The sequence below is a fragment of the Undibacterium sp. GrIS 1.8 genome, from assembly GCF_040544445.1.
GTDB lineage: Bacteria > Pseudomonadota > Gammaproteobacteria > Burkholderiales > Burkholderiaceae_D > Undibacterium.
On the sequence record NZ_JBEONQ010000007.1, the window covers coordinates 57346 to 76690 of the forward strand.

The 19345-nt window shown below is 46.6% G+C and carries 17 protein-coding genes; 8 read left to right on the plus strand and 9 right to left on the minus strand.

Features of this window, described 5'->3' with window-relative positions; genetic code table 11:
• Positions 1-18 precede the first annotated feature (18 nt).
• From lysS to AAKU64_RS04965, 3 genes are all read right to left on the minus strand, one after another.
• On the minus strand, positions 19-1557 hold the full coding sequence (gene lysS / locus AAKU64_RS04955; RefSeq protein ID WP_354329871.1) for a lysine--tRNA ligase: 1539 nt from the start codon (positions 1555-1557) through the stop codon (positions 19-21).
• Between the two features lie 121 nt (positions 1558-1678).
• A protein-coding gene (gene prfB / locus AAKU64_RS04960) for a peptide chain release factor 2 (RefSeq protein WP_354329873.1) occupies positions 1679-2783 on the minus strand; the annotation gives its coding sequence in 2 pieces (ribosomal slippage) (positions 1679-2701 and positions 2703-2783; 1104 coding nt in all).
• 245 nt (positions 2784-3028) lie between these two features.
• Positions 3029-3319 (minus strand): hypothetical protein, encoded by a 291-nt coding sequence (locus AAKU64_RS04965; RefSeq protein WP_354329875.1) that lies wholly within the window; start codon positions 3317-3319, stop codon positions 3029-3031.
• A 258-nt stretch (positions 3320-3577) separates the two neighbouring features.
• Between AAKU64_RS04965 and AAKU64_RS04970 the strand changes: the two genes are divergently transcribed.
• A complete protein-coding gene (locus tag AAKU64_RS04970) occupies positions 3578-4237 on the plus strand; it encodes a DUF4124 domain-containing protein (RefSeq protein WP_354329877.1) in 660 nt (219 codons plus the stop codon).
• 90 nt (positions 4238-4327) lie between these two features.
• Here AAKU64_RS04970 and AAKU64_RS04975 read toward each other — a convergent pair whose 3' ends face one another.
• From AAKU64_RS04975 to AAKU64_RS04990, 4 genes are all read right to left on the minus strand, one after another.
• Positions 4328-6646, minus strand: coding sequence for a YgiQ family radical SAM protein (locus tag AAKU64_RS04975; RefSeq protein ID WP_354329879.1), 2319 nt, complete (start codon positions 6644-6646; stop codon positions 4328-4330).
• A 76-nt stretch (positions 6647-6722) separates the two neighbouring features.
• Entirely contained in the window at positions 6723-7349 is a 627-nt protein-coding gene (locus AAKU64_RS04980; protein ID WP_354329881.1) for a pyridoxamine 5'-phosphate oxidase family protein, read from the minus strand.
• A gap of 31 nt (positions 7350-7380) precedes the next feature.
• Positions 7381-7845 (minus strand): nuclear transport factor 2 family protein, encoded by a 465-nt coding sequence (locus AAKU64_RS04985; protein ID WP_503012576.1) that lies wholly within the window; start codon positions 7843-7845, stop codon positions 7381-7383.
• A 129-nt stretch (positions 7846-7974) separates the two neighbouring features.
• A complete protein-coding gene (locus tag AAKU64_RS04990; protein ID WP_322119210.1) occupies positions 7975-8553 on the minus strand; it encodes a carboxymuconolactone decarboxylase family protein in 579 nt (192 codons plus the stop codon).
• Between the two features lie 152 nt (positions 8554-8705).
• Between AAKU64_RS04990 and AAKU64_RS04995 the strand changes: the two genes are divergently transcribed.
• Positions 8706-9611, plus strand: a complete 906-nt coding sequence (locus tag AAKU64_RS04995) for a LysR family transcriptional regulator (RefSeq protein WP_354329885.1) — start codon at positions 8706-8708, stop codon at positions 9609-9611.
• A gap of 162 nt (positions 9612-9773) precedes the next feature.
• Entirely contained in the window at positions 9774-10073 is a 300-nt protein-coding gene (locus AAKU64_RS05000; protein ID WP_354329887.1) for a YciI family protein, read from the plus strand.
• A 38-nt stretch (positions 10074-10111) separates the two neighbouring features.
• On the opposite strand, the gene recJ is transcribed toward AAKU64_RS05000, so the two are convergent.
• Positions 10112-11800, minus strand: a complete 1689-nt coding sequence (gene recJ, locus AAKU64_RS05005) for a single-stranded-DNA-specific exonuclease RecJ (protein ID WP_354361572.1) — start codon at positions 11798-11800, stop codon at positions 10112-10114.
• 1 nt (position 11801) lies between these two features.
• Positions 11802-12869 carry a hypothetical protein gene (locus AAKU64_RS05010; protein WP_354329890.1) on the minus strand — a complete coding sequence of 356 codons (1068 nt, stop codon included), beginning with the start codon at positions 12867-12869 and terminating at the stop codon, positions 11802-11804.
• A 134-nt stretch (positions 12870-13003) separates the two neighbouring features.
• Here AAKU64_RS05010 and AAKU64_RS05015 point away from each other — a divergent pair, with 134 nt between their 5' ends.
• The 5 genes from AAKU64_RS05015 to AAKU64_RS05035 all read left to right on the plus strand — a co-directional run bounded on the left by AAKU64_RS05015 (position 13004) and on the right by AAKU64_RS05035 (position 19338).
• Positions 13004-14266 carry a lipoprotein-releasing ABC transporter permease subunit gene (locus tag AAKU64_RS05015; RefSeq protein WP_354361595.1) on the plus strand — a complete coding sequence of 421 codons (1263 nt, stop codon included), beginning with the start codon at positions 13004-13006 and terminating at the stop codon, positions 14264-14266.
• Entirely contained in the window at positions 14259-14954 is a 696-nt protein-coding gene (gene lolD, locus AAKU64_RS05020) for a lipoprotein-releasing ABC transporter ATP-binding protein LolD (protein ID WP_354329892.1), read from the plus strand. Before AAKU64_RS05015 ends, lolD begins: the two co-directional genes overlap by 8 nt.
• Positions 14955-14976: 22 nt before the next feature.
• Positions 14977-16389, plus strand: coding sequence for a hypothetical protein (locus AAKU64_RS05025; RefSeq protein ID WP_354361574.1), 1413 nt, complete (start codon positions 14977-14979; stop codon positions 16387-16389).
• A 113-nt stretch (positions 16390-16502) separates the two neighbouring features.
• Positions 16503-17234, plus strand: a complete 732-nt coding sequence (locus tag AAKU64_RS05030) for a polysaccharide deacetylase family protein (protein WP_354329896.1) — start codon at positions 16503-16505, stop codon at positions 17232-17234.
• Between the two features lie 187 nt (positions 17235-17421).
• A complete protein-coding gene (locus AAKU64_RS05035) occupies positions 17422-19338 on the plus strand; it encodes an MFS transporter (RefSeq protein WP_354329898.1) in 1917 nt (638 codons plus the stop codon).
• The last annotated feature ends 7 nt before the right edge of the window (positions 19339-19345 follow it).

The following is a 19345-nucleotide window of genomic DNA, read 5'->3' on the forward strand; positions in this document are numbered from 1 at the left end:
TTCTAGCTTACAGCACGATTATTCTTCGCGACGCAGATGCGGGAACAAAATCACATCACGGATATTCGGCGAGTCAGTGATCAACATCATCAAACGATCAATACCAATGCCGCAACCGCCGGTTGGTGGCAAGCCGTATTCCAATGCGCGGATGTAATCTGCATCGTAATACATGGCTTCTTCGTCACCAGCGTCTTTTGCTGCTACCTGCGCCTGGAAGCGTGCCGCCTGATCTTCCGCATCGTTTAACTCAGAGAAGCCGTTAGCGATTTCACGACCAGTCATGAATAACTCAAAACGCTCAGTGATACCAGCAACGGTATCAGAGGCGCGTGCTAATGGCGACACTTCAACTGGATAGTCGATGATGTAGGTCGGCTCCCAAAGTTGTGCTTCTGCTGTTTCTTCAAACAAAGCTAGCTGCAATGCCCCCAGACCTGCAGTCGCAAACGGTTTTACGCCAAACTTGAGCAATTCTGTTTTGATGAAGTCAGCATCATGCAGTTGTTCATTGGTGTAATGCGGTGCATATTTGTTGATCGCGCCGACAATGGTCAAGCGTTGGAAAGGCTTACTCAGATCCAGCTCTTTACCTTGGTATGTTAGGACTGCTGTGCCATGCGCATCCTCTGCGGCCTTACGGATGACTTGCTCAGTAAAATCCATCAGCCATTTGTAGTCAACATAGGCCGCGTAAAATTCCATCATGGTGAATTCTGGATTATGACGCGGCGAGACACCTTCATTACGGAAGTTACGGTTGACCTCAAATACACGGTCAAAACCGCCGACCACCAGACGCTTCAGATACAGTTCTGGCGCGATGCGCAGATACATTTGCATGTCGAGTGCGTTGTGATGTGTGATGAAAGGTTTCGCCGCGGCACCGCCAGGGATGACGTGCAACATTGGTGTTTCTACTTCCATAAATTCATTGCTGATCATGAAATTACGGATCGAAGTCATTGCAGCGGTACGCGCTTTAAATGTGCGGCGCGTTTCCTCGCTCATGATCAGATCAACATACCGTTGACGATATTTCGTCTCTTGATTAGCCAGTCCATGGAATTTATCCGGAAGAGGGCGCAGTGATTTAGTCAGCAAGCGTAATGTCGTGACTTTGATCGTCAGCTCATCAGTCTTGGTTTTAAAGAGCGTACCTTCGATACCTAAAATATCACCCAGATCGTAGTGGCGGAAGGCATCCATCTCGACTTCGCCAGTTTTGTCGGAGGTGACGTACAACTGAATACGACCATCTGCCTTAATGCCAGAGGCATCTTGTAGAGTAGCGAAGGCAGCTTTTTTGCCAGCCTCGCGCTTTAGCATCATACGACCAGCAACCACCACCGTAATATTCAACTCCTCCAGCTCTTCACGCGTCGTCGCGCCATATTGCGCTTGTAAAGCAGCAGCTTTATGTTGCGGACGGAAGTCATTTGGGAAAGCAACACCTTGTTTGCGAATGGCATCTAACTTTACACGACGCTCGGTGATGATGGAGTGTTCATCGACTACGACTTCTGCCGGTACTGCGTTATGAGTTTGGTCTGACATGAAATTTCTCTCAGTATGTAATTTATTTACTTATCCGTAGCTGGAAAATTCAGTGATGGACTTTGCTATCACCAAATTTGCGCTTAGCTTGTGCTGAATTTGCACTAGATTGGCACTAGATTTAGACGCCTTGCTTGAGTGAGGCCGCGATAAAGTCATCCAGATCACCATCCAGAACTGCTTTGGTGTTGCCCATTTCAAAGTTGGTACGCAAATCTTTGATGCGGGATTGATCCAGTACGTAGGAACGAATTTGATGACCCCAGCCGACGTCGGTTTTAGTGTCTTCCAGATTTTGTTTTTCGCTCATACGTTTGCGCAATTCCAGCTCAAACAATTTGGCTTTCAACATCTCCCAGGCTTCTGCGCGGTTACGATGCTGACTTCGATCGTTCTGGCACTGGACTACGATACCGGATGGGCCATGTGTTAAACGCACTGCGGAGTCGGTCTTATTAATATGCTGACCACCCGCACCGGAGGCGCGATAGGTATCCACACGAACATCAGCAGGATTGATATCAATTTCAAACGATTCATCTACTTCAGGGTAGACAAACAAGCTGGAGAAAGAAGTGTGGCGACCGTTAGCAGAGTCAAATGGTGATTTGCGAACCAGGCGATGCACGCCAGTTTCTGTGCGCAAAAATCCGTAAGCGTATTCGCCTTCCACCTTCAGCGTTGCGGTCTTGATACCGGCAACCTCACCATCAGATTGTTCCAGAATCTCGACCTTAAAACCTTTACGTTCGCAATACCGCAAATACTGACGCAGCAGCATCGACGCCCAGTCTTGTGCTTCAGTACCGCCAGCACCAGCTTGTATATCGATAAAGCAATTGTTGGGGTCCATGGGATTATTAAACATCCGGCGGAACTCCATGCCTTCGACTAAGCCTTTGAGTATTTCCGCATCCGCTTCGATGGCTTCTAAGGTGTCGTCGTCACTCTCTTCGCGTGCCATAGCGAATAAGTCGGTGGCATCACGCAAATCGATATCGATTTTAGTCAGCGTATGAACGATGGCTTCAAGGGATTTTTTTTCTTTGCCCAATTCTTGGGCACGCTTTGGTTCTTCCCAGACTTTGGGATCTTCCAACTCGGCGTTGACTTGCTCTAGTTTCTCTGACTTGACATCGAAGTCAAAGATACCTCCGAAGTTCGGCTTCACGACCAGTCAGGTCGATAAGCAGGGCGGACAGGCTATTGAGGCGTTCGGCTTCCATATTTTTCTTCTAAAGTATTTAAATCAAACCCTAGATTATACCCGAGGGGGAGCTTGATCTAATTTAGATTGCTGAGGATTCAAACCGAAAAACACGGCCTACATCTGATCATTAGTAATAAGATAATTGATTGGCAATAGGACGGTTTACGGTTAACAGAACCGTTCATAGTTATTTTAAGATCTAAAGTCAGGCTTAGCTAATAAAGTTCTGTTAATGCAGTTCTGTACTAAATAATTCCATCATTACCAGACCGACTTGATTTCGGTTGGTTTGTTATTTCTGTGACTTTCAAACCATTTTGACAAATGATCTTTAAAGCAGCTCGGGCAAATATGATATTGAGTTTGAGTCGATTGCCCACCACTGGCGAGAGAGACTTCTTCGTATAACTGGATTGTAGTGGTGACTTTTTGGCTTTCTTCACTACTCCAGTCCTCATCCCATTTAGATTCTGCGCCGCAGACATCGCAAGTCAATTTTTCAAATACTTCTTCTGTATGTTCTAGTATCAAAACCGTTTTCATGTGCTTCATGCTGATCTCCATGTTAGGTATGTAAAAATTATGGTGTTCGTCCTCTATATCGTTATATCTGCAACTATTATAGGATAGCTACGCTTTTGTAAAATATAGTAATTTTAGATATTAGTGAAAAGTATTCAGTATGATTAGAAAGATATTACATTCAAACTTATGATGAGATTTGTTGTAAATCAGTCCATGTGTCGCAAAAATAATTTAGTCATGCGTATCAGTTTGTGAGATATTTTGAAGCCTATTAAGGATGATTGCTTGGGAACGCAGACCAAAAAGATGAAAACAATTTTTACTATCATCCTAGCGGTTACTAGCGGGCTTGTTTTTTCAAGCGTGCACGCAGAGATATATACGTGCAAAGACGCGGCGGGGCATTTGCTCACATCTGATCGTCCTATACCCGAGTGCGCAAATCGCTCCATGTTTGTAAGAAAAACGCTTGGCCAAAATCCACGCGAGATTCCGGCGCCTCTGACGCCAGAAGAGCGGCGCAAGGCGGATGAAGAACAAGAAAAACAAAAATCTGAAATGTTGCTAGAGGAGCAGCAGAAAAGAGAAGATCAACATCTCTTGGCAAATTATAAAAGTGAGAGCGATATTGAATTGGCTAGACAAAGATCACTTGAATTCGTTAAAGAAAAAATTCGCGCTGGTAATGATCAGATTAAAGCTATCGCTGTCATGCAGGCTGAATTTCAGAGCGAGCAGCAACGTAATGCTAAAAAATCGACTGAACAAAATGTAGATTTACAAAGACGTTCTGGTCAATTATCTTTGGCTAGTAAAAATGCACAGTCTACAGTAGCGGAATATGAGGCGGAGCGTACTCGTATCAATACCCAGTTTGATGAGATTTTAAAACGGTATCGCGAGATTGTTCAGAAGCGTAAAGGCGGTGGGAAATCATCAAGCTAGTTTGTCTTGATAGACGTTCGGAGCGAAGCCCTTTCAGCTAAGACTGAAGGGGCTTCTTTCATTCTGTGCGACGTATTTATTCCGATGTTTTTACTTACGTCCGGCCTTAGCCGCAGCCGGCTTAGTTTTGGCAGAGCGAAATGCCAATGCCGGGCGCGCTGACGATGTACTGATAGTATTAATGCTGTTTTTTGAGGCAGTTATTTTGTCAGTCACCCCTCGTGCTACTGCAGCTGGTTTTTTACCAAAGGTATTCATTTTTGGTGCTGCGATACGGCGGCCATTGCTGACGCCGACATCCTTAATTGGCACCACCGGTGCACGTGGCGGTATCAGATGTCTGTCGCTACTGCCAATCAGGTCGCCACGTCCCATGCGTAGTAAGCCTTCTTTCACAATTTCCCAATTCTCTGGCGCTTGGTAGCGTAAGAGTGCTTTATGGAATTTACGTACTTTACCTGAGCGAGCGGTTTCCACAATTTCCGAGTTTTCGTCCACTTTTTTCAGTGGATTTTTACGGGTGTGATACATCGTCGTCGCAAGCGCCATCGGCGTTGGCATAAAGGTCTGAACCTGATCGAGCTTAAAGTCGTTTTTCTTCAGCCACAACGCGAGGTTGACCATATCTTCATCGGTGGTGCCAGGATGTGCCGCGATGAAATAGGGGATCAGATATTGTTCTTTGCCTGCTTCTTTTGAATATTTTTGGAACATCGCCTTAAATTCGTCATAAGCACCAATCCCGGGCTTCATCATTTTGGATAAAGTATTCGCTTCGGTATGCTCTGGCGCGATTTTTAGCAAGCCGCCGACATGGTGCGTGACCAATTCTTTGACGTACTCTGGCGAACGCACTGCCAAGTCGTAGCGCAGACCCGAACTGATCAACACTTTCTTGATGCCAGGGACAGCTCGCGCTTTGCGATAAAGTGAAATCAGTTTGCTGTGATCGGTTCCCAGATTGCTGCAAATGCCCGGGTACACGCAAGATAAACGACGACAGGATTCTTCTATCGTTTTATCTTTGCAGGCTAAGCGATACATATTGGCAGTTGGTCCACCCATGTCAGAAATCGTTCCGGTGAAGCCCTTAGTCTTATCGCGGATTTCTTCAATTTCACGCAAGATAGAGGGCTCGGAGCGACTTTGTATAATCCGGCCTTCATGCTCTGTAATCGAACAGAAAGTACAGCCACCAAAACAACCGCGCATGATGTTGATGGAGAAACGGATCATCTCCCATGCAGGAATGCGCGCCTTGCCATAACTAGGATGAGGGGCACGTGCATAGGCACGGTCAAATACGCCATCCATCTCATCCATTGCCAGTGGCAGCGGTGGCGGATTAAGCCAGACATCACGTTCGCCATGTCCCTGGATTAAGGATTTTGCATTGCCCGGATTGGCTTCCAGATGGAAGACGCGGGAGGCATGTGCATACATCACAGGATCTTCTGACACTGATTCATACGATGGCAAACGGATTGCGGTTTTGTGCAATTTTTCCCTCAGCATCGCTTGTCGTTCTTCACGACTCATGATGCGTATCGCTTGCTGTTGAACGACGTCCTTGGGTACGGCTTGTTCTGCAGTTTTATCTGCAATTTTGGTTTCGCATGAAGAGGCGTTTTCAGGCGCCATGTAATACGGGTCAGGATGCGGCTCGACTTTGCCGGGTGTATCGATACGGGTGGAATTGATTTCAGTCCAGTCATCTGATGGCAACCAGCCGCGCGGCACCATAAATGCAGTACCACGTAAATCACGAATTTCTTTAATCGATTCACCCGCAGCAAGACGATGGGTTAAATCTACTAGCGCGCGCTCGGCATTGCCAAACAACAGAATGTCCGCTTTAGAGTCAGGCAAAACAGACCGTTTTACTTTATCGGACCAATAATCGTAATGGGCAATCCGGCGCAAACTCGCCTCAATACTGCCAATCACGACATTCACACCGGGAAAAGCTTCACGCACGCGCTGTGAATACACAACCACTGCGCGGTCTGGCCGTTTGGTGGAATCGCCATCTGGTGTGTAGGCATCTTCAGAACGAATTTTGCGATCTGCCGTATAGCGATTCACCATCGAATCCATGTTGCCCGCAGTAATCCCAAAATATAAATTAGGCTTGCCTAGTACACGGAAATCATCGGCAGAATGCCAATCCGGCTGGCTGATAATCCCAACGCGAAATCCCTGCTGTTCCAACAAGCGACCCACTAATGCCATGCCAAAACTTGGGTGATCAATGTATGCGTCACCGGTCACCAAAATAACGTCACAACTATCCCAACCCAGCGTATCCATTTCGGCACGTGACATCGGTAAAAAAGGAGCAGCCTTGGCTCCGCCAACATCAGGGCGGAAGCGAGGGAAGGAGAAGAGGTTTTTTGGCGCGGTTTTCATGCGTGCGATTGTACCTGAAAACCTAAGAGTACGTTGCGCTGAATATCTTTAAGTTGATGATTTTGTTACGTTTTTTCTATATGTGATTTTGATCGGGCTGTAATTGCCGGATTTCTTTTTCAAGCTGACGAATGCGTTGATCACGTCGTTCAATTTCCGCATCCACATACGCTGCTTCGTAGCGGACAGGAATATGTTGATGGCAATTTGCATCCCATGCAGTTACCTTAAACATCATCACCCTCTCGGCTCGTGCCTTATAGTCATCCGGCATCAATGTCGACAAAAGCGCTGGATCTTCTTCGATCACTGTCGCTTCTCCCCATATTTTTACCCTTTGCTGTTGTGCGTAATCGATCAAAAACAACTGAGCTTTGGCGTTTTCGCTTAGATTGCCTTGGCTAATAAACTGCCTGTTTCCCGCAAAGTCAGCAAACGCAATCGTGTGCTCATCCAGCACCCGTAAAAAACCCGCAGGGCCACCGCGATGTTGAATATATGGTTGACCTTCTGCATTTGCGGTTGCCAAAAAAATACTAACTTGCGCCTCAATAAAAAATTTCAGCTCCTTGGTAATTATCGACTGCCAACCTGATCCGTTTTCCATTCTGGCATATGCCGAGCGCGACCCCATGCGGCTTTGCAGTGCCTTGACCGCCGGTGTGAAAACGATATCGCTCACATGCTTAATACTATTATTCATTACGCGCTCCTTTAGAGCAGAGGCGGATTGACTAAAGACCTAATACACTCAACGAGGGGTGATCATCAGGGCGACGTCCTGATGTCCAATGAAATTTTCTCTCTTTTTCTTCAATCGCTAAGTCGTTGATGCTGGCAATGCGCAACGCCATCAGACCAAATTCATCAAATTGCCAGTTCTCGTTACCATAGCTTCTGAACCATTGATTATTTTCGTCGTGCCACTCGTAAGCAAAGCGAACGGCAATTCGGTTTTCGCTATGCGCCCAGAGTTCTTTGATCAACCGGTAGTCCAGTTCCCGCTGCCATTTACGTGTCAAGAACATCTCAATTGCATCTCGACCTTGCAAAAATTCTGATCGGTTTCGCCATTGGCTATCCGCGGTATAGGCAAGGGCGATACGCGCCGGTTCGCGCGTGTTCCAGGCGTCCTCGGCCATACGTACTTTTTGAATGGCAGTTTCTTTTGTGAAGGGCGGAAGTGGCGGACGACTCATGATGTAATTCTCCATAGGAATGATCGGTATCGATGGTTCTGCTTGCTAGCTCAATTTTAGCTTTAGTTTGAGTTTGACCAGGTAGTGATGATCAACATCATCGAGCTGCAAACACGAACTTACTACAATTTATGCGACTGAATACGTGGCCGAATTCAAGGCTGAATTCAAGGCGTGCACTACCGGAAAATCAATATCCGTTTTAGCAACCGAGTTCATGTAATTGGTCCAGGTATTGAGTGCAACGTGCAGCACGATTTCTATCATTTGAGCGTCGTCATAACCTGCAGCTTTAATGGCTTGAAAATCGGCTTCGCTGATGTGACCCCGTTCTTTTGCTACCGCTGTTGCAAATTTTAATGCCGCATCAGCTTTGGCATCGCTGGAGTTAGCATGGCGATTAGCAGTGATTTCTTCGTCATCCAATTTAGCGAGATTTTTTGCCAAGTAAGTATGGGCAGATAAGCAGTAATCGCAGCCGTTGATTTCTGCAATGGCAAGTGCGATACGCTCACGAGTCGGTGCTGGAATGTTACCTTTAGCCAACGTCCCGGACAGACCCAGATACGCCTCCAGAGCGATAGGGCTGTTCGATACCAAGCGGAATAAATTTGGTACGACACCAAGTTGTTTTTGAACTGCATGTAATAGTGCCTGAGACGCCGCCGGAGCTGCCTCAATCGTCGCTGGAGTTGGGATGAGTGACATGATGATTTCCTTTTAAATTAGTTTGTCGAGTTGACCAAGAGAACTGTAGCAAGTTTCATTAAATAAGATAATCTGGTAAATTTAGGAATAACTATCTCAATTTTTGAGATTTTTAAAAGTCGTTCGAAAAGAACATGCCTGTGGAGATGTGGATGACAGATCGATTAGATTCGATGGCGATTTTGATCGCGGTGGTTGATGCAGGCAGTTTTTCTGGTGCTGCACGTCGTCTTGCTATGCCGCTGGCAACGGTTAGTCGCAAAGTAGGTGAGCTGGAGGCGCATTTAAAAATACGTCTGCTATTGCGTTCTACTCGGCAATTGGCATTGACTGAGGCAGGGCAGTCGTATGTTGCCGCTTGCCGGCGTATTCTGGAAGAGGTAGCCCAGGCAGAACGCATTGCCGCGGGCGAATATACGATGCCCAAAGGCGAGCTGGTGATTACCGCACCCGTTGTTTTTGGACGTTTGCATGTGTTACCTATGGTGGTCGAATTTTTGAAAAAATATCCGGATATTGACGTGCGTCTGACGCTGTCAGATCGCAATGTCCACTTATTGGAAGACCACATCGATGTGGCGTTGCGCATCGGTGCATTGCCTGACAGCGATTTGATCGCTATTCCCGTTGGTGCAGTGAGGACGGTGGTTTGCGCTAGTCCAGAGTACTTTGTGCAGCGAGGCAAGCCGACGACGCCAGAGCAACTGGCTCAGCACGATTGTGTTTCGTATGATGTGTTGACATCCCCGCATAGCTGGCGATTTTTGCAGGGGAAGTCCGAGATTACCGTGCCAATCCATTCGCGCCTGATCGTCAATACGGCAGAAGCGGCAATTGATGCCGCGGTTGCGGGTGTTGGAGTAACGCGAGTCTTGTCTTACCAGATCGCAGCGGCCAAACGCCAGGCTTTGTTGGAAATTGTGCTTAAATCGTTTGAGTCGCCCGACAGACCGGTTAATCTCGTACATGCGGGCCAAGGCATACTGCCTTTAAAGCTGAGAGCCTTCCTTGATTTTGGATCAGCGTATTTAAAAAACCGGTTATCTGATGCAATATAAAATCGGTGCGTCAGGCATTTTTAATTGAATATTGAATATACTCCCCTTTATTTTTATAAAATATGCTTCATTGTCCAATGATTGATTGGACGACTTTATTTTACTGGATAGGAGTATATTCAATACCAGGTTATAAAGTATCTTAAATTTACTGGAAGTAATATGACGCTTTTTGCCGTATATTTTTTAGATAAACAAGGCAGTCTGGCTGTGCGCCAGCAGTATCTCCGGGCGCATATTGCTTGGCTGGATCAGCACAAAGAGCGTATCTTGGTTGGCGGTTCATTGCGTCATCAGCCCGGCGATGCGGCGCTGGGCGGCTTGTGGATTGTCGAAGCGGAAAGCAAAGCCGAGATTGAGGAGCTGATATTGACTGATCCTTTTTGGATCAATGGTCTTCGCGCCAGTGTTGAGATTCTGTACTGGTCAAAAGCTTTCCCTGAGCGACAGAGCTTGATTTAGCGTAGTTGATTTAGCTTTGGTTTAGCTTCACCTTCACCTTACTCGACATGCTCCACCAGCAATTGCACCCGCGTCACGCCGTTATAGGTATTGGCATCCAGCCTGAAGGCAACATTCACACGCTCTGGCAGATGATCAGTGTGACCAAACCAGATGGCATCGTAGCGTTTGCCATTTTTTTCCAGTTCCATTTTCAGGTGGCGTTCTTTCAGAATCCGTTGTGAAATCAGCTTGAAGCCATCACAAAATATCGGTGGCGCAAAGCCTTGGCCCCAGACCTGTCCATCCATCAGGCTAATAAAGTCCGTGCTGAAATACGCATCCTCTAAAGGACCATCGGTTTCGATAATCCGCTCTAACTGATCGGCTTGCAGCCAGCTCTGCGCTACGGCTTCAAAGGCTGCTTGAAAGGCAGGAAAGTTTTCTGCCTTCAATGTCAACCCCGCTGCCATCGCATGTCCGCCGAATTTTAAAATCAGGTCTGGTGCATGTTTAGACACCAGATCCAGCGCATCGCGCATATGGAAGCCGGGGATGGAGCGGCCAGACCCTTTGATCAAACCCTCATCGCCGGGCGCGAAAGTAATCGTTGGGCGATAGAATTTATCTTTGAGGCGAGAGGCGACAATCCCGATCACGCCTTGGTGCCAGCTCTCGTCAAATACGGTGATGGTATTGCTGGCGGCGGGTTGAAAATCATCCAGATGCAGCAAGGCCACATCCTGCATCTCACGCTCGATATCTTTGCGATCGGCATTGATGGAATTGAGTTCTTGCGCAATTTGCCAGGCGCGACCTTCGTCATCGGTCGTTAAACACTCTATGCCCAGCGACATGTCGGACAAGCGACCCGCTGCGTTGATTCTGGGACCCAAGGCAAAACCCAGATCGAACGGACTGGCCTGATGCGGTTCTCGTCCTGCAACGCGGAACAGGGCGGCTATGCCCGCATGCATGCGACCTGCACGCATGCGTTTGATTCCTTGCGCGACCAGAATACGGTTATTCGCATCTAGCTTGACGACGTCGGCGACTGTGCCTAAGGCGACCAGATCCAGTAAGGTATCAAGCTTGGGTTGCTGCTGCTGATCAAACACGCCACGCTGGCGTAACTCTGCACGCAAGGCCAGCAAGGTATAAAACATCACGCCAACACCAGCCAGATTTTTGCTCGGGAAGCCGCAGCCCGGCTGGTTGGGATTCACAATCACCGCAGCGTCTGGCAGGGTATCTGCTGGAAGATGATGATCGGTCACGACCACCGCCATACCCAGGGCGTTGGCAGCAGCGACACCGTCGATACTGGCAATGCCGTTATCGACGGTGACAATAATATCTGGCGATTTTTCTTGCTGCGTTAATGCGACGATTTCCGGCGTTAATCCATAACCGTGGATTTGCCTATCCGGCACGATGTAATCGACCGTTGCACCCATCATGCGCAGGCCGCGCAAGCCCACTGCACAGGCCGTTGCCCCGTCACAATCGTAGTCGGCGACGATACACATTTTTTTGCCAGCGGCGATTGCGTCGGCTAAATACACCGCCGCTTGCTGAACATGCAGCAATTGAGTCGGTGCGATCAATTGCGGTAATTCGCTACGTAATTCGGCGACGTCTTTCACGCCACGCGCGGCATATAAGCGCGCCAATACCGGATGGATGCCGCTTTGGCGCAGCATTTCTGAATCAAGGAAAGAATAAGGGCGGGTGCTGATACGTGTCATGTTAGTTGGATGTTTCTTGCGCTGGTAGCGAGAATAAAGGATGCAATGTCGGTTTGCGCCAGAATTGACGGAGCGACCAGGGCGTTAAACTAAATTGCACCAGCGTGTTGGCATCGGTGACGATCAGATTGAGTTGGTTAATTTGTTGGTCGCGTAAAGCTGCCAGTGCAGGTGCAAAGCAGTGCTCCTCCAGCAACTGCATGCGCTCCAGCCAGCTTGCCCAGTCGTTATTCAGTGCAGGCTCTAGCAGCGCATCGATTAAAACGGGGCGTTTTGACGCCAGATCGATTTGTTGAAATTCAGTCACTTTTTGGATATCCGGCATGTCCATTAATTGCGTGCTACCGCCGGACAGCCAAACTGAGTTGACTGGCTTTAAACCTTGCATCTCTCGTTCTTGGTTGATGGTGTGACTAAACCATTGCATCTGGATTTCATTTTGAAGCTTGCGCCATGGGCGTGCTTGCTCACCTTTGGGCATCCAGATATCGATATTGTGGCCGCAAGCCGCATCTGGCGTGGCTGTTTGCAGGCCTTGCCAATCATCGGCGCGTAAAAACCAGTGAAGTGCGTCGCCATACACTAAAGTTTTGCCCAGTTCGTCACAAATGATTTTTGCCTCGGCAAACAGGGCGCGCGACTCAGGCTCCGTCAATGTCAAGCGGCGTTGGTCTGTAAGTACCAGATGGTCGCGTGCAATATGGATATGAACAGGTTGCAGCGTGAACCAAACTGCGGTCGTACCGGTCACATCAGTCGCCATCGGCTGAACGCCAAGCGCTTGCATTTTGTTGTGCGTATTAGCGGGACTGCTCTTGATGGCTGATTCTAAACCTACAGAGTTTGAAAAAGGAGGTCCAATGACTCTGCCGCCCCCAGGGCTAAAATGCCCTGCAAGCAAGGATTCATGCGGTAATTGTCTTGCAAAGTCTTCAAAGTGATGGGGAGTGTCGGGTTTAGCTTTGCCAATTAAGCAGCTCAATGCTGGTACACGTAGCTCGCGTAGCAGGTCTTTGGCAAGCGGGGCGGGAGGGATGGCAAACGGCAGTATCATTTCTAAATAGCTCATAACGACATTGTATGGCAAGATGCTCGCTGACTAAAAATATTACTTTTAAGACTATGCAAAATCGCCGTCAAAACTCCTTAGCGCGACAATTTTGTGTAAGCCCTAATTAAATTATCTATTCTGGATCAAGTTCTATAGTGAAAAATTACCCTTTTGAATGGCTGGTCGGCCTGCGTTATACCCGCGCTGGACGACGTAGTGGCCGTAACAGTTTTATCTCGTTTATTTCAATGATTTCTATGGCCGGCATTGCCTTAGGTGTCGCAGCATTAATTGTTGTGTTATCTGTGATGAATGGCTTCCAAAAAGAAGTGCGCGACCGTATGTTGTCGGTGTTGGCGCATATTGAAGTGTTTGATGCCACTGGTACTTTGCCAGATTGGAAGACTACTGCACTGCAAGCGCAAAAAAATCCCTCGGTCACAGGGACTGCGCCTTATGTCGATGCACAAGCCATGATTATTGGCGGCGATGTAATGCGCGGCGTGGTGTTACGTGGCGTATTGCCAGAAGAAGAGCCAAAGGTATCTGACGTTACAAGCAAAATGAAGTACGGCAAATTTACTGATTTGAAACCGGGCGGTTTTGGCATTGTGCTAGGGATTGAACTGGCTCGCAGCTTGCATGTGCAAGTCGGTGAAAAAGTCACGTTAGCCGGAGCGCCGGAAGGCCAGATTACGCCAGCCGGCATGGTGCCGCGTCTTAAAGCCTTTACCGTGGTCGGTATTTTTGAAGCAGGACATTTTGAATACGACTCTGGCATGGCATTTATTCAGATGGAGGATGCTGAGAAGTTTTTCCGGCTATCGGCACCGTCGGGTTTACGCCTGCGTATTGTCGATATGTTGAAAGCGCCGCAAGTCGCAGTGGAGTTATCAAAAACATTGTCTGGTGATTTGTATATACGCGACTGGTCGCAACAAAATCGTAATTATTTTGCTGCGGTAAAAACAGAAAAAACTATGATGTTTATTATTTTGACGCTGATCATCGCAGTAGCAGCCTTCAATCTAGTATCAACCTTGGTGATGACGGTGACAGACAAGCAAGCGGATATCGCGATTCTGCGCACCTTGGGTGCGTCCCCTTGGTCGATCATGAAAATTTTTATGATCCAAGGTGCTCTGGTTGGCTTACTGGGCACCGCGATCGGTGTCGGCTCTGGCATAGTAGTCGCATTAAATATCGATATTATTGTGCCGTTTATTGAGCATGTTTTAGGTGTACAGTTTTTGTCCAAAGAAGTGTATGTGATCAGCACTTTGCCTTCTGATTTGCAATGGAAAGATGTTTGGACCATTGGCAGTGTTGCAGTCGTATTAGCTTTTGTTGCAACGATTTACCCAAGCTGGCGTGGTGCCCGCGTTAAACCAGCGGAGGCATTGCGCTATGAATAATCATATTACTGACCAATTAGTTCTATCTTGCAGCGGCTTAGGGAAGACTTTTACTCAAGGTACTTACTCAGTCAAAGTACTTGGTAATATTGATTTTAAAGTGAATAAGGGAGAGCGGGTTGCCATCATTGGTGCATCTGGTTCTGGTAAATCAACCTTGTTGCATTTGTTGGGTGGCTTAGATGCACCGACGACGGGTAGCGTTACTTTACAAGGTAAAGATTTCGCAACCTTAAACGAAACCACCAGAGGCGATTTACGTAACGCTGCTTTAGGTTTTGTGTATCAGTTCCATCATTTATTACCTGAGTTTTCTGCCTTAGATAATGTGGCAATGCCTTTGCTGATACGTCGGGTTAATCGCAATGAGGCTCAGGCAACTGCGCGGGCAATTTTAGCGCGAGTTGGTTTGGATCATCGTGTCAGCCACGTACCCGGTGAATTGTCTGGCGGTGAGCGGCAACGCGTTGCTTTGGCGCGGGCTTTAGTGACACAGCCAGCCTGCGTATTAGCGGATGAACCCACTGGCAATTTAGATAGGGCGACTGCGCAACAAATATTTGAATTAATGCTGGAGCTATCGCGCACTTTAGGTACGGCGTTTGTAATCGTAACGCATGATGCTGAGTTGGCGAAACGCTGCGATCGAGTATTGCGTTTATCAGAAAACGGATTGCTGCCCGCTTGATGGGATTGATGTGACCAATGTGATGAATTTGACTGCGCAGCTTTTACTTTATTTACAAAAAACTGAGCATAGTTTTGGCCATGTCTTGGTTGGACGTAAATTAGCTGGGCGTAAATTAAGTGACCTCAAATTGCTTGAGCGTACATCTCATTCCTCGCCTTTGTTGCTAGGCGCAGTCTTGTCTGCCTCTTTATTGACTGCACCAGCTTTTGCTACCACCGAATTAGCTTTGCAGTTAGCAACATCATTGACCAGCGATAGTAATCCTTTACGTTTTTACGATGGTGATGCAGCCGCGGTGCAAAATGGCAACACCAGTACTTCAGATAAAGTCAAAGCACTGGATGTACGAGCCGGGGCGATTATTCCCATCCTGTCAGACAGGACACGTTTGATTTTGACCGGCAGTTTGGGTACGCGACAATATCAAACTTATCAAGACCTGGATCATCAGGAAAAAGCGGGTGACGCTAGCTTTGAATACGCGATTGGTAATATTCTTACGGGGCGCGTTACCGCTGGAAAAGAAGACCGCTTATTTCAATATATTAATGGCTCGTTGACGGCAAAAGACATTTCTCATTTTTCTCAAACCGGTGCTGAACTTACACTAAAAATTACGGATGAATTGTCCGTTCCTGTGAAGTTGGATCGCTCTAACTTGCATTACGATCTGGACGTCAATCAGCTATATAATTTTCACCAAAATGGACAGCAGGCTGGTCTAAAGTATTACTCGCCAACCGGATCAAACTTAGAGCTTGGAGTCCGGTTTTCTGATACCGATTATCCCAATCGTAATCCACAGCAAATTGCTGATCTCGATCAGCGTTATCGAGAAACCGAAACCTATATTGAGGCCGAGTGGAAGTACAGCGTTAAGACGGTCGTCAGCACGCATTTAGGCCTGATACGGCGACGTTACGATAGTCTTAGTGATTTAAATACCAATTTGGTATCAACTCTGGTGCGTGGGACGTATTTCTATTCACCCAAATTACGTTTAGACGCACAAATTTTTGATCGTCCGTTTGCCATCGTTGATCCTTCTATTTTATATGTCGTCACAAAAGGCTTACGCCTGGATGCGCAATGGAATATGTCGGATAAAACGCAATTTCATTTGATGGGATTAGCGCAAAATAGTGATCAAAAATTAGTCCCAAGATTGGCCGAAATTCAAGACTCAGTTTCTCGTAAAGAAAAGCTGACTCGCGCTGGCTTCGGTATCAATTATCAATTGCAGCGTGGTGTTCGATTAATGTTAGATAGTTTTTATGAAAAAGTGGAGAGAGACGCCAATTTATCCGGACTAAAACAGGGCGTGATTATTATAGGTCTTGAATATAGCTATGAAAATTTACCTGGTAGCACCGCTAAAATGGGATTGTCGCGGTATCAGCATTCACTGAATAATACCGATGCATTACGATAATAAATATTTTGGACAAATTTTCGCAAGTCCAAATCTTGATGAATATTGTTTGATGAGAACTGTCATCGTTGAAATCAAATAAACTGCATAAATAACTCTGGGTAAGATCATCAATGAAGCTTTTCGATAAAATCAGTCGTCGTTTATCTAACTATATTAGTTGTGCCTGGATGCCATTAAAGCAGGGGCAGGGTATAGTCAGTTTCTCTTTTGATGACGTACCTGCCAGCGCTTGTACTATCGGCAAAGCATTGCTGGAAGAGTTTGACGCTCGCGGTAGTTTTTATGTCTGTGGTGGTCTTACTGATGGTCAGGAGCAAGGACGTACCTGCCATAGCGTCGCAGAATTACAAGCGCTAGATGCTGATGGTCATGAGATTGCTTGCCACACTTTTTCGCATACTAATTGCACTCTTTATGGTGCTACAGAGTTAAATCAGGATTGGGAGAAAAATCAGGATTTCTTTAAAGAAAACGATATCAATAATAGTGGCTTTGCGTTCCCATTTGGCGCTTATGATTTAGCTAGTAAACGTTTAGCGTCTCGTCGTTTTGCTTATAACAGGATTACCGGTGGCGGCACCCAGATTGGACGCGCTGATTTAGCTGCCTTGCGAGCACAAGCACTTTACGAACAAAAAACTAGTCTTGAATTAATTAAAGAGCTAATACAGCAAACGGCTCAACATGGTGGATGGCTGATTTTTTACTCGCATGAAGTAGATGATGAGCCCGGCCCTTGGGGTACATCACCAGCACAATTGCGTTACGCCTTAACCGAAGCAAAAAATGCTGGATGCAAAATATTGCCAGTTCGTGATGCGATTCTCTTTTTTCAGCAATAAATTAATTAAAACACACAAATGTTGAGTTTGTTTTGCATGTCTAAATTATAATTGTGTTAAATCTGTTTTGATCGTCATAGATATTTTTGATATCTCGTTTTAATTCTCGTTCTTTGCTTTCCGTCTCGGTCACTCTGAGCGTATTCATCTTTACTTCTCCAGTTACATTTAATCGGACTATTCGCCCATGAGCCAACAAAGCCAGTTTGCCCTGCTCACGCAGCGTCGTTTTGCCCCATTCTTCTGGACGCAATTCCTGGGTGCATTCAATGACAACGTGTTTAAAACCGCCTTGCTGACGATATTGACTTATGACGCTTTGTCTTGGACTAAGCTCGATATCGGCTTGTTGAATAATTTGATCCCGGGGCTGTTTATTTTGCCGTTTGTCTTGTTTTCAGCAACATCTGGCCAGTTAGCAGATAAATTTGAAAAAGCGGGATTAGCCCGCAAAGTCAAATTGCTAGAAATTGTAATCATGTGTATTGCAGCAACGGGCTGGATGACGCATACCTTGTGGTTATTAATAGCTGCTGTTGCCGGTATGGGGATTCACTCAACCCTTTTCGGTCCGGTGAAATATGCGTACTTGCCACAGCACCTTAAATCCGAGGAACTGGTCGGTGGTAATGGTGTGATTGAGATGGGTACGTTTGTCGGTATTTTATTGGGCGAAGTTCTGGGTGCGATGCTGGTCGTACATAAACCTTGGGGAATACAACTAGTTGCTGGCGGTACCATCGTGATCGCCATCATTGGCTGGCTGACTAGTCTGCGGATTCCTAATTCCCCAGCGCCGGAGCCTGAGTTAAAAATCAATTGGAATGCTGCAACAGAGACTGTCCGTAATATCCGGTTTACCAAGCAGAATCGCCCCGTATTTTTATCGTTGCTGGGTAATTCTTGGTTTTGGTTTTATGGCGCCATAATTTTGGCGCAGTTCCCTTTGTATGCCAAAGATTATTTGCATGGCGATCATAGCGTATTCGTTTTACTACTAACTATTTTCTCATTTGGAATTGGTGCCGGCTCGCTTTTATGTGAACGTTTGTCTGGTCATAAAGTGGAGATTGGCTTGGTGCCGTTTGGTGCAATTGGCTTATCTGTATTTGGCTTTGATTTGTATTTGTCTAGCGTCGCTTATACACACGCCTTGACTGCAATTAATGCAGGTGCTGTGGCACCGGCAATTGACGCAATGGGATTTTTTCATCAAGTTGGAAGCTTGCGTATCGTATTTGATATCGTGATGATCGGCTTGTTCGGTGGTCTATACATCGTGCCGTTATTCGCGCTGATACAAACCCGATGCGATCCAAAACATTTATCCCGTACCATCGCAGGTATGAATATCATGAATGCTTTGTTCATGGTGGTGGCTGCATTGAGTGCGACTTTAATGCTGAGCCGGGGATTTACTATCCCACAAATTTTTATGGCAACAGCGATTTTGAATGCGGTTGTGGCCTTGTATATTTTTAGTTTGGTACCTGAATTTTTAATGCGGTTTATCGCATGGTTACTGATCCACACTATTCATCGCGTTAAGGGAGTAAATACTAATCGTATTCCGGTTGAGGGCGCAGCAGTTTTAGTTTGTAATCATGTTAGTTATATGGATGCCATCGTGATTATGGCCTCCAGCCCGCGACCGATTCGTTTTGTAATGGATCACCGGATTTTCAAGATTCCATTTTTGTCCTGGGTTTTTAAAACGGCAAAAGCCATTCCGATTGCACCTGCTAAAGAAGATCAATTGCTCATGGAGAAAGCTTATATTGATATCGCTAAAGCCTTACATGAAGGTGAACTGGTTTGTATTTTCCCAGAAGGTAAATTGACGACTACTGGTGATATGAATGAGTTTAAGGGCGGTATTATGAAAATACTAGAACGCTCTCCAGTACCTGTATTCCCAATGGCGCTGCGTGGTCTCTGGGGTAGCTTTTTGTCGAGAGATAAAGGCAACCCGTTTGAGCGTTCTTTCAGCCGTGGTCCTTTCTCACATCTAGAACTTGCAGTGGGCGAGGCTTTGCAAGCATCAGAAGTAACACCACAATTATTGCAAGATAAAGTGCAATCTTTACGCGGTGAATGGAGATAAAAATGAC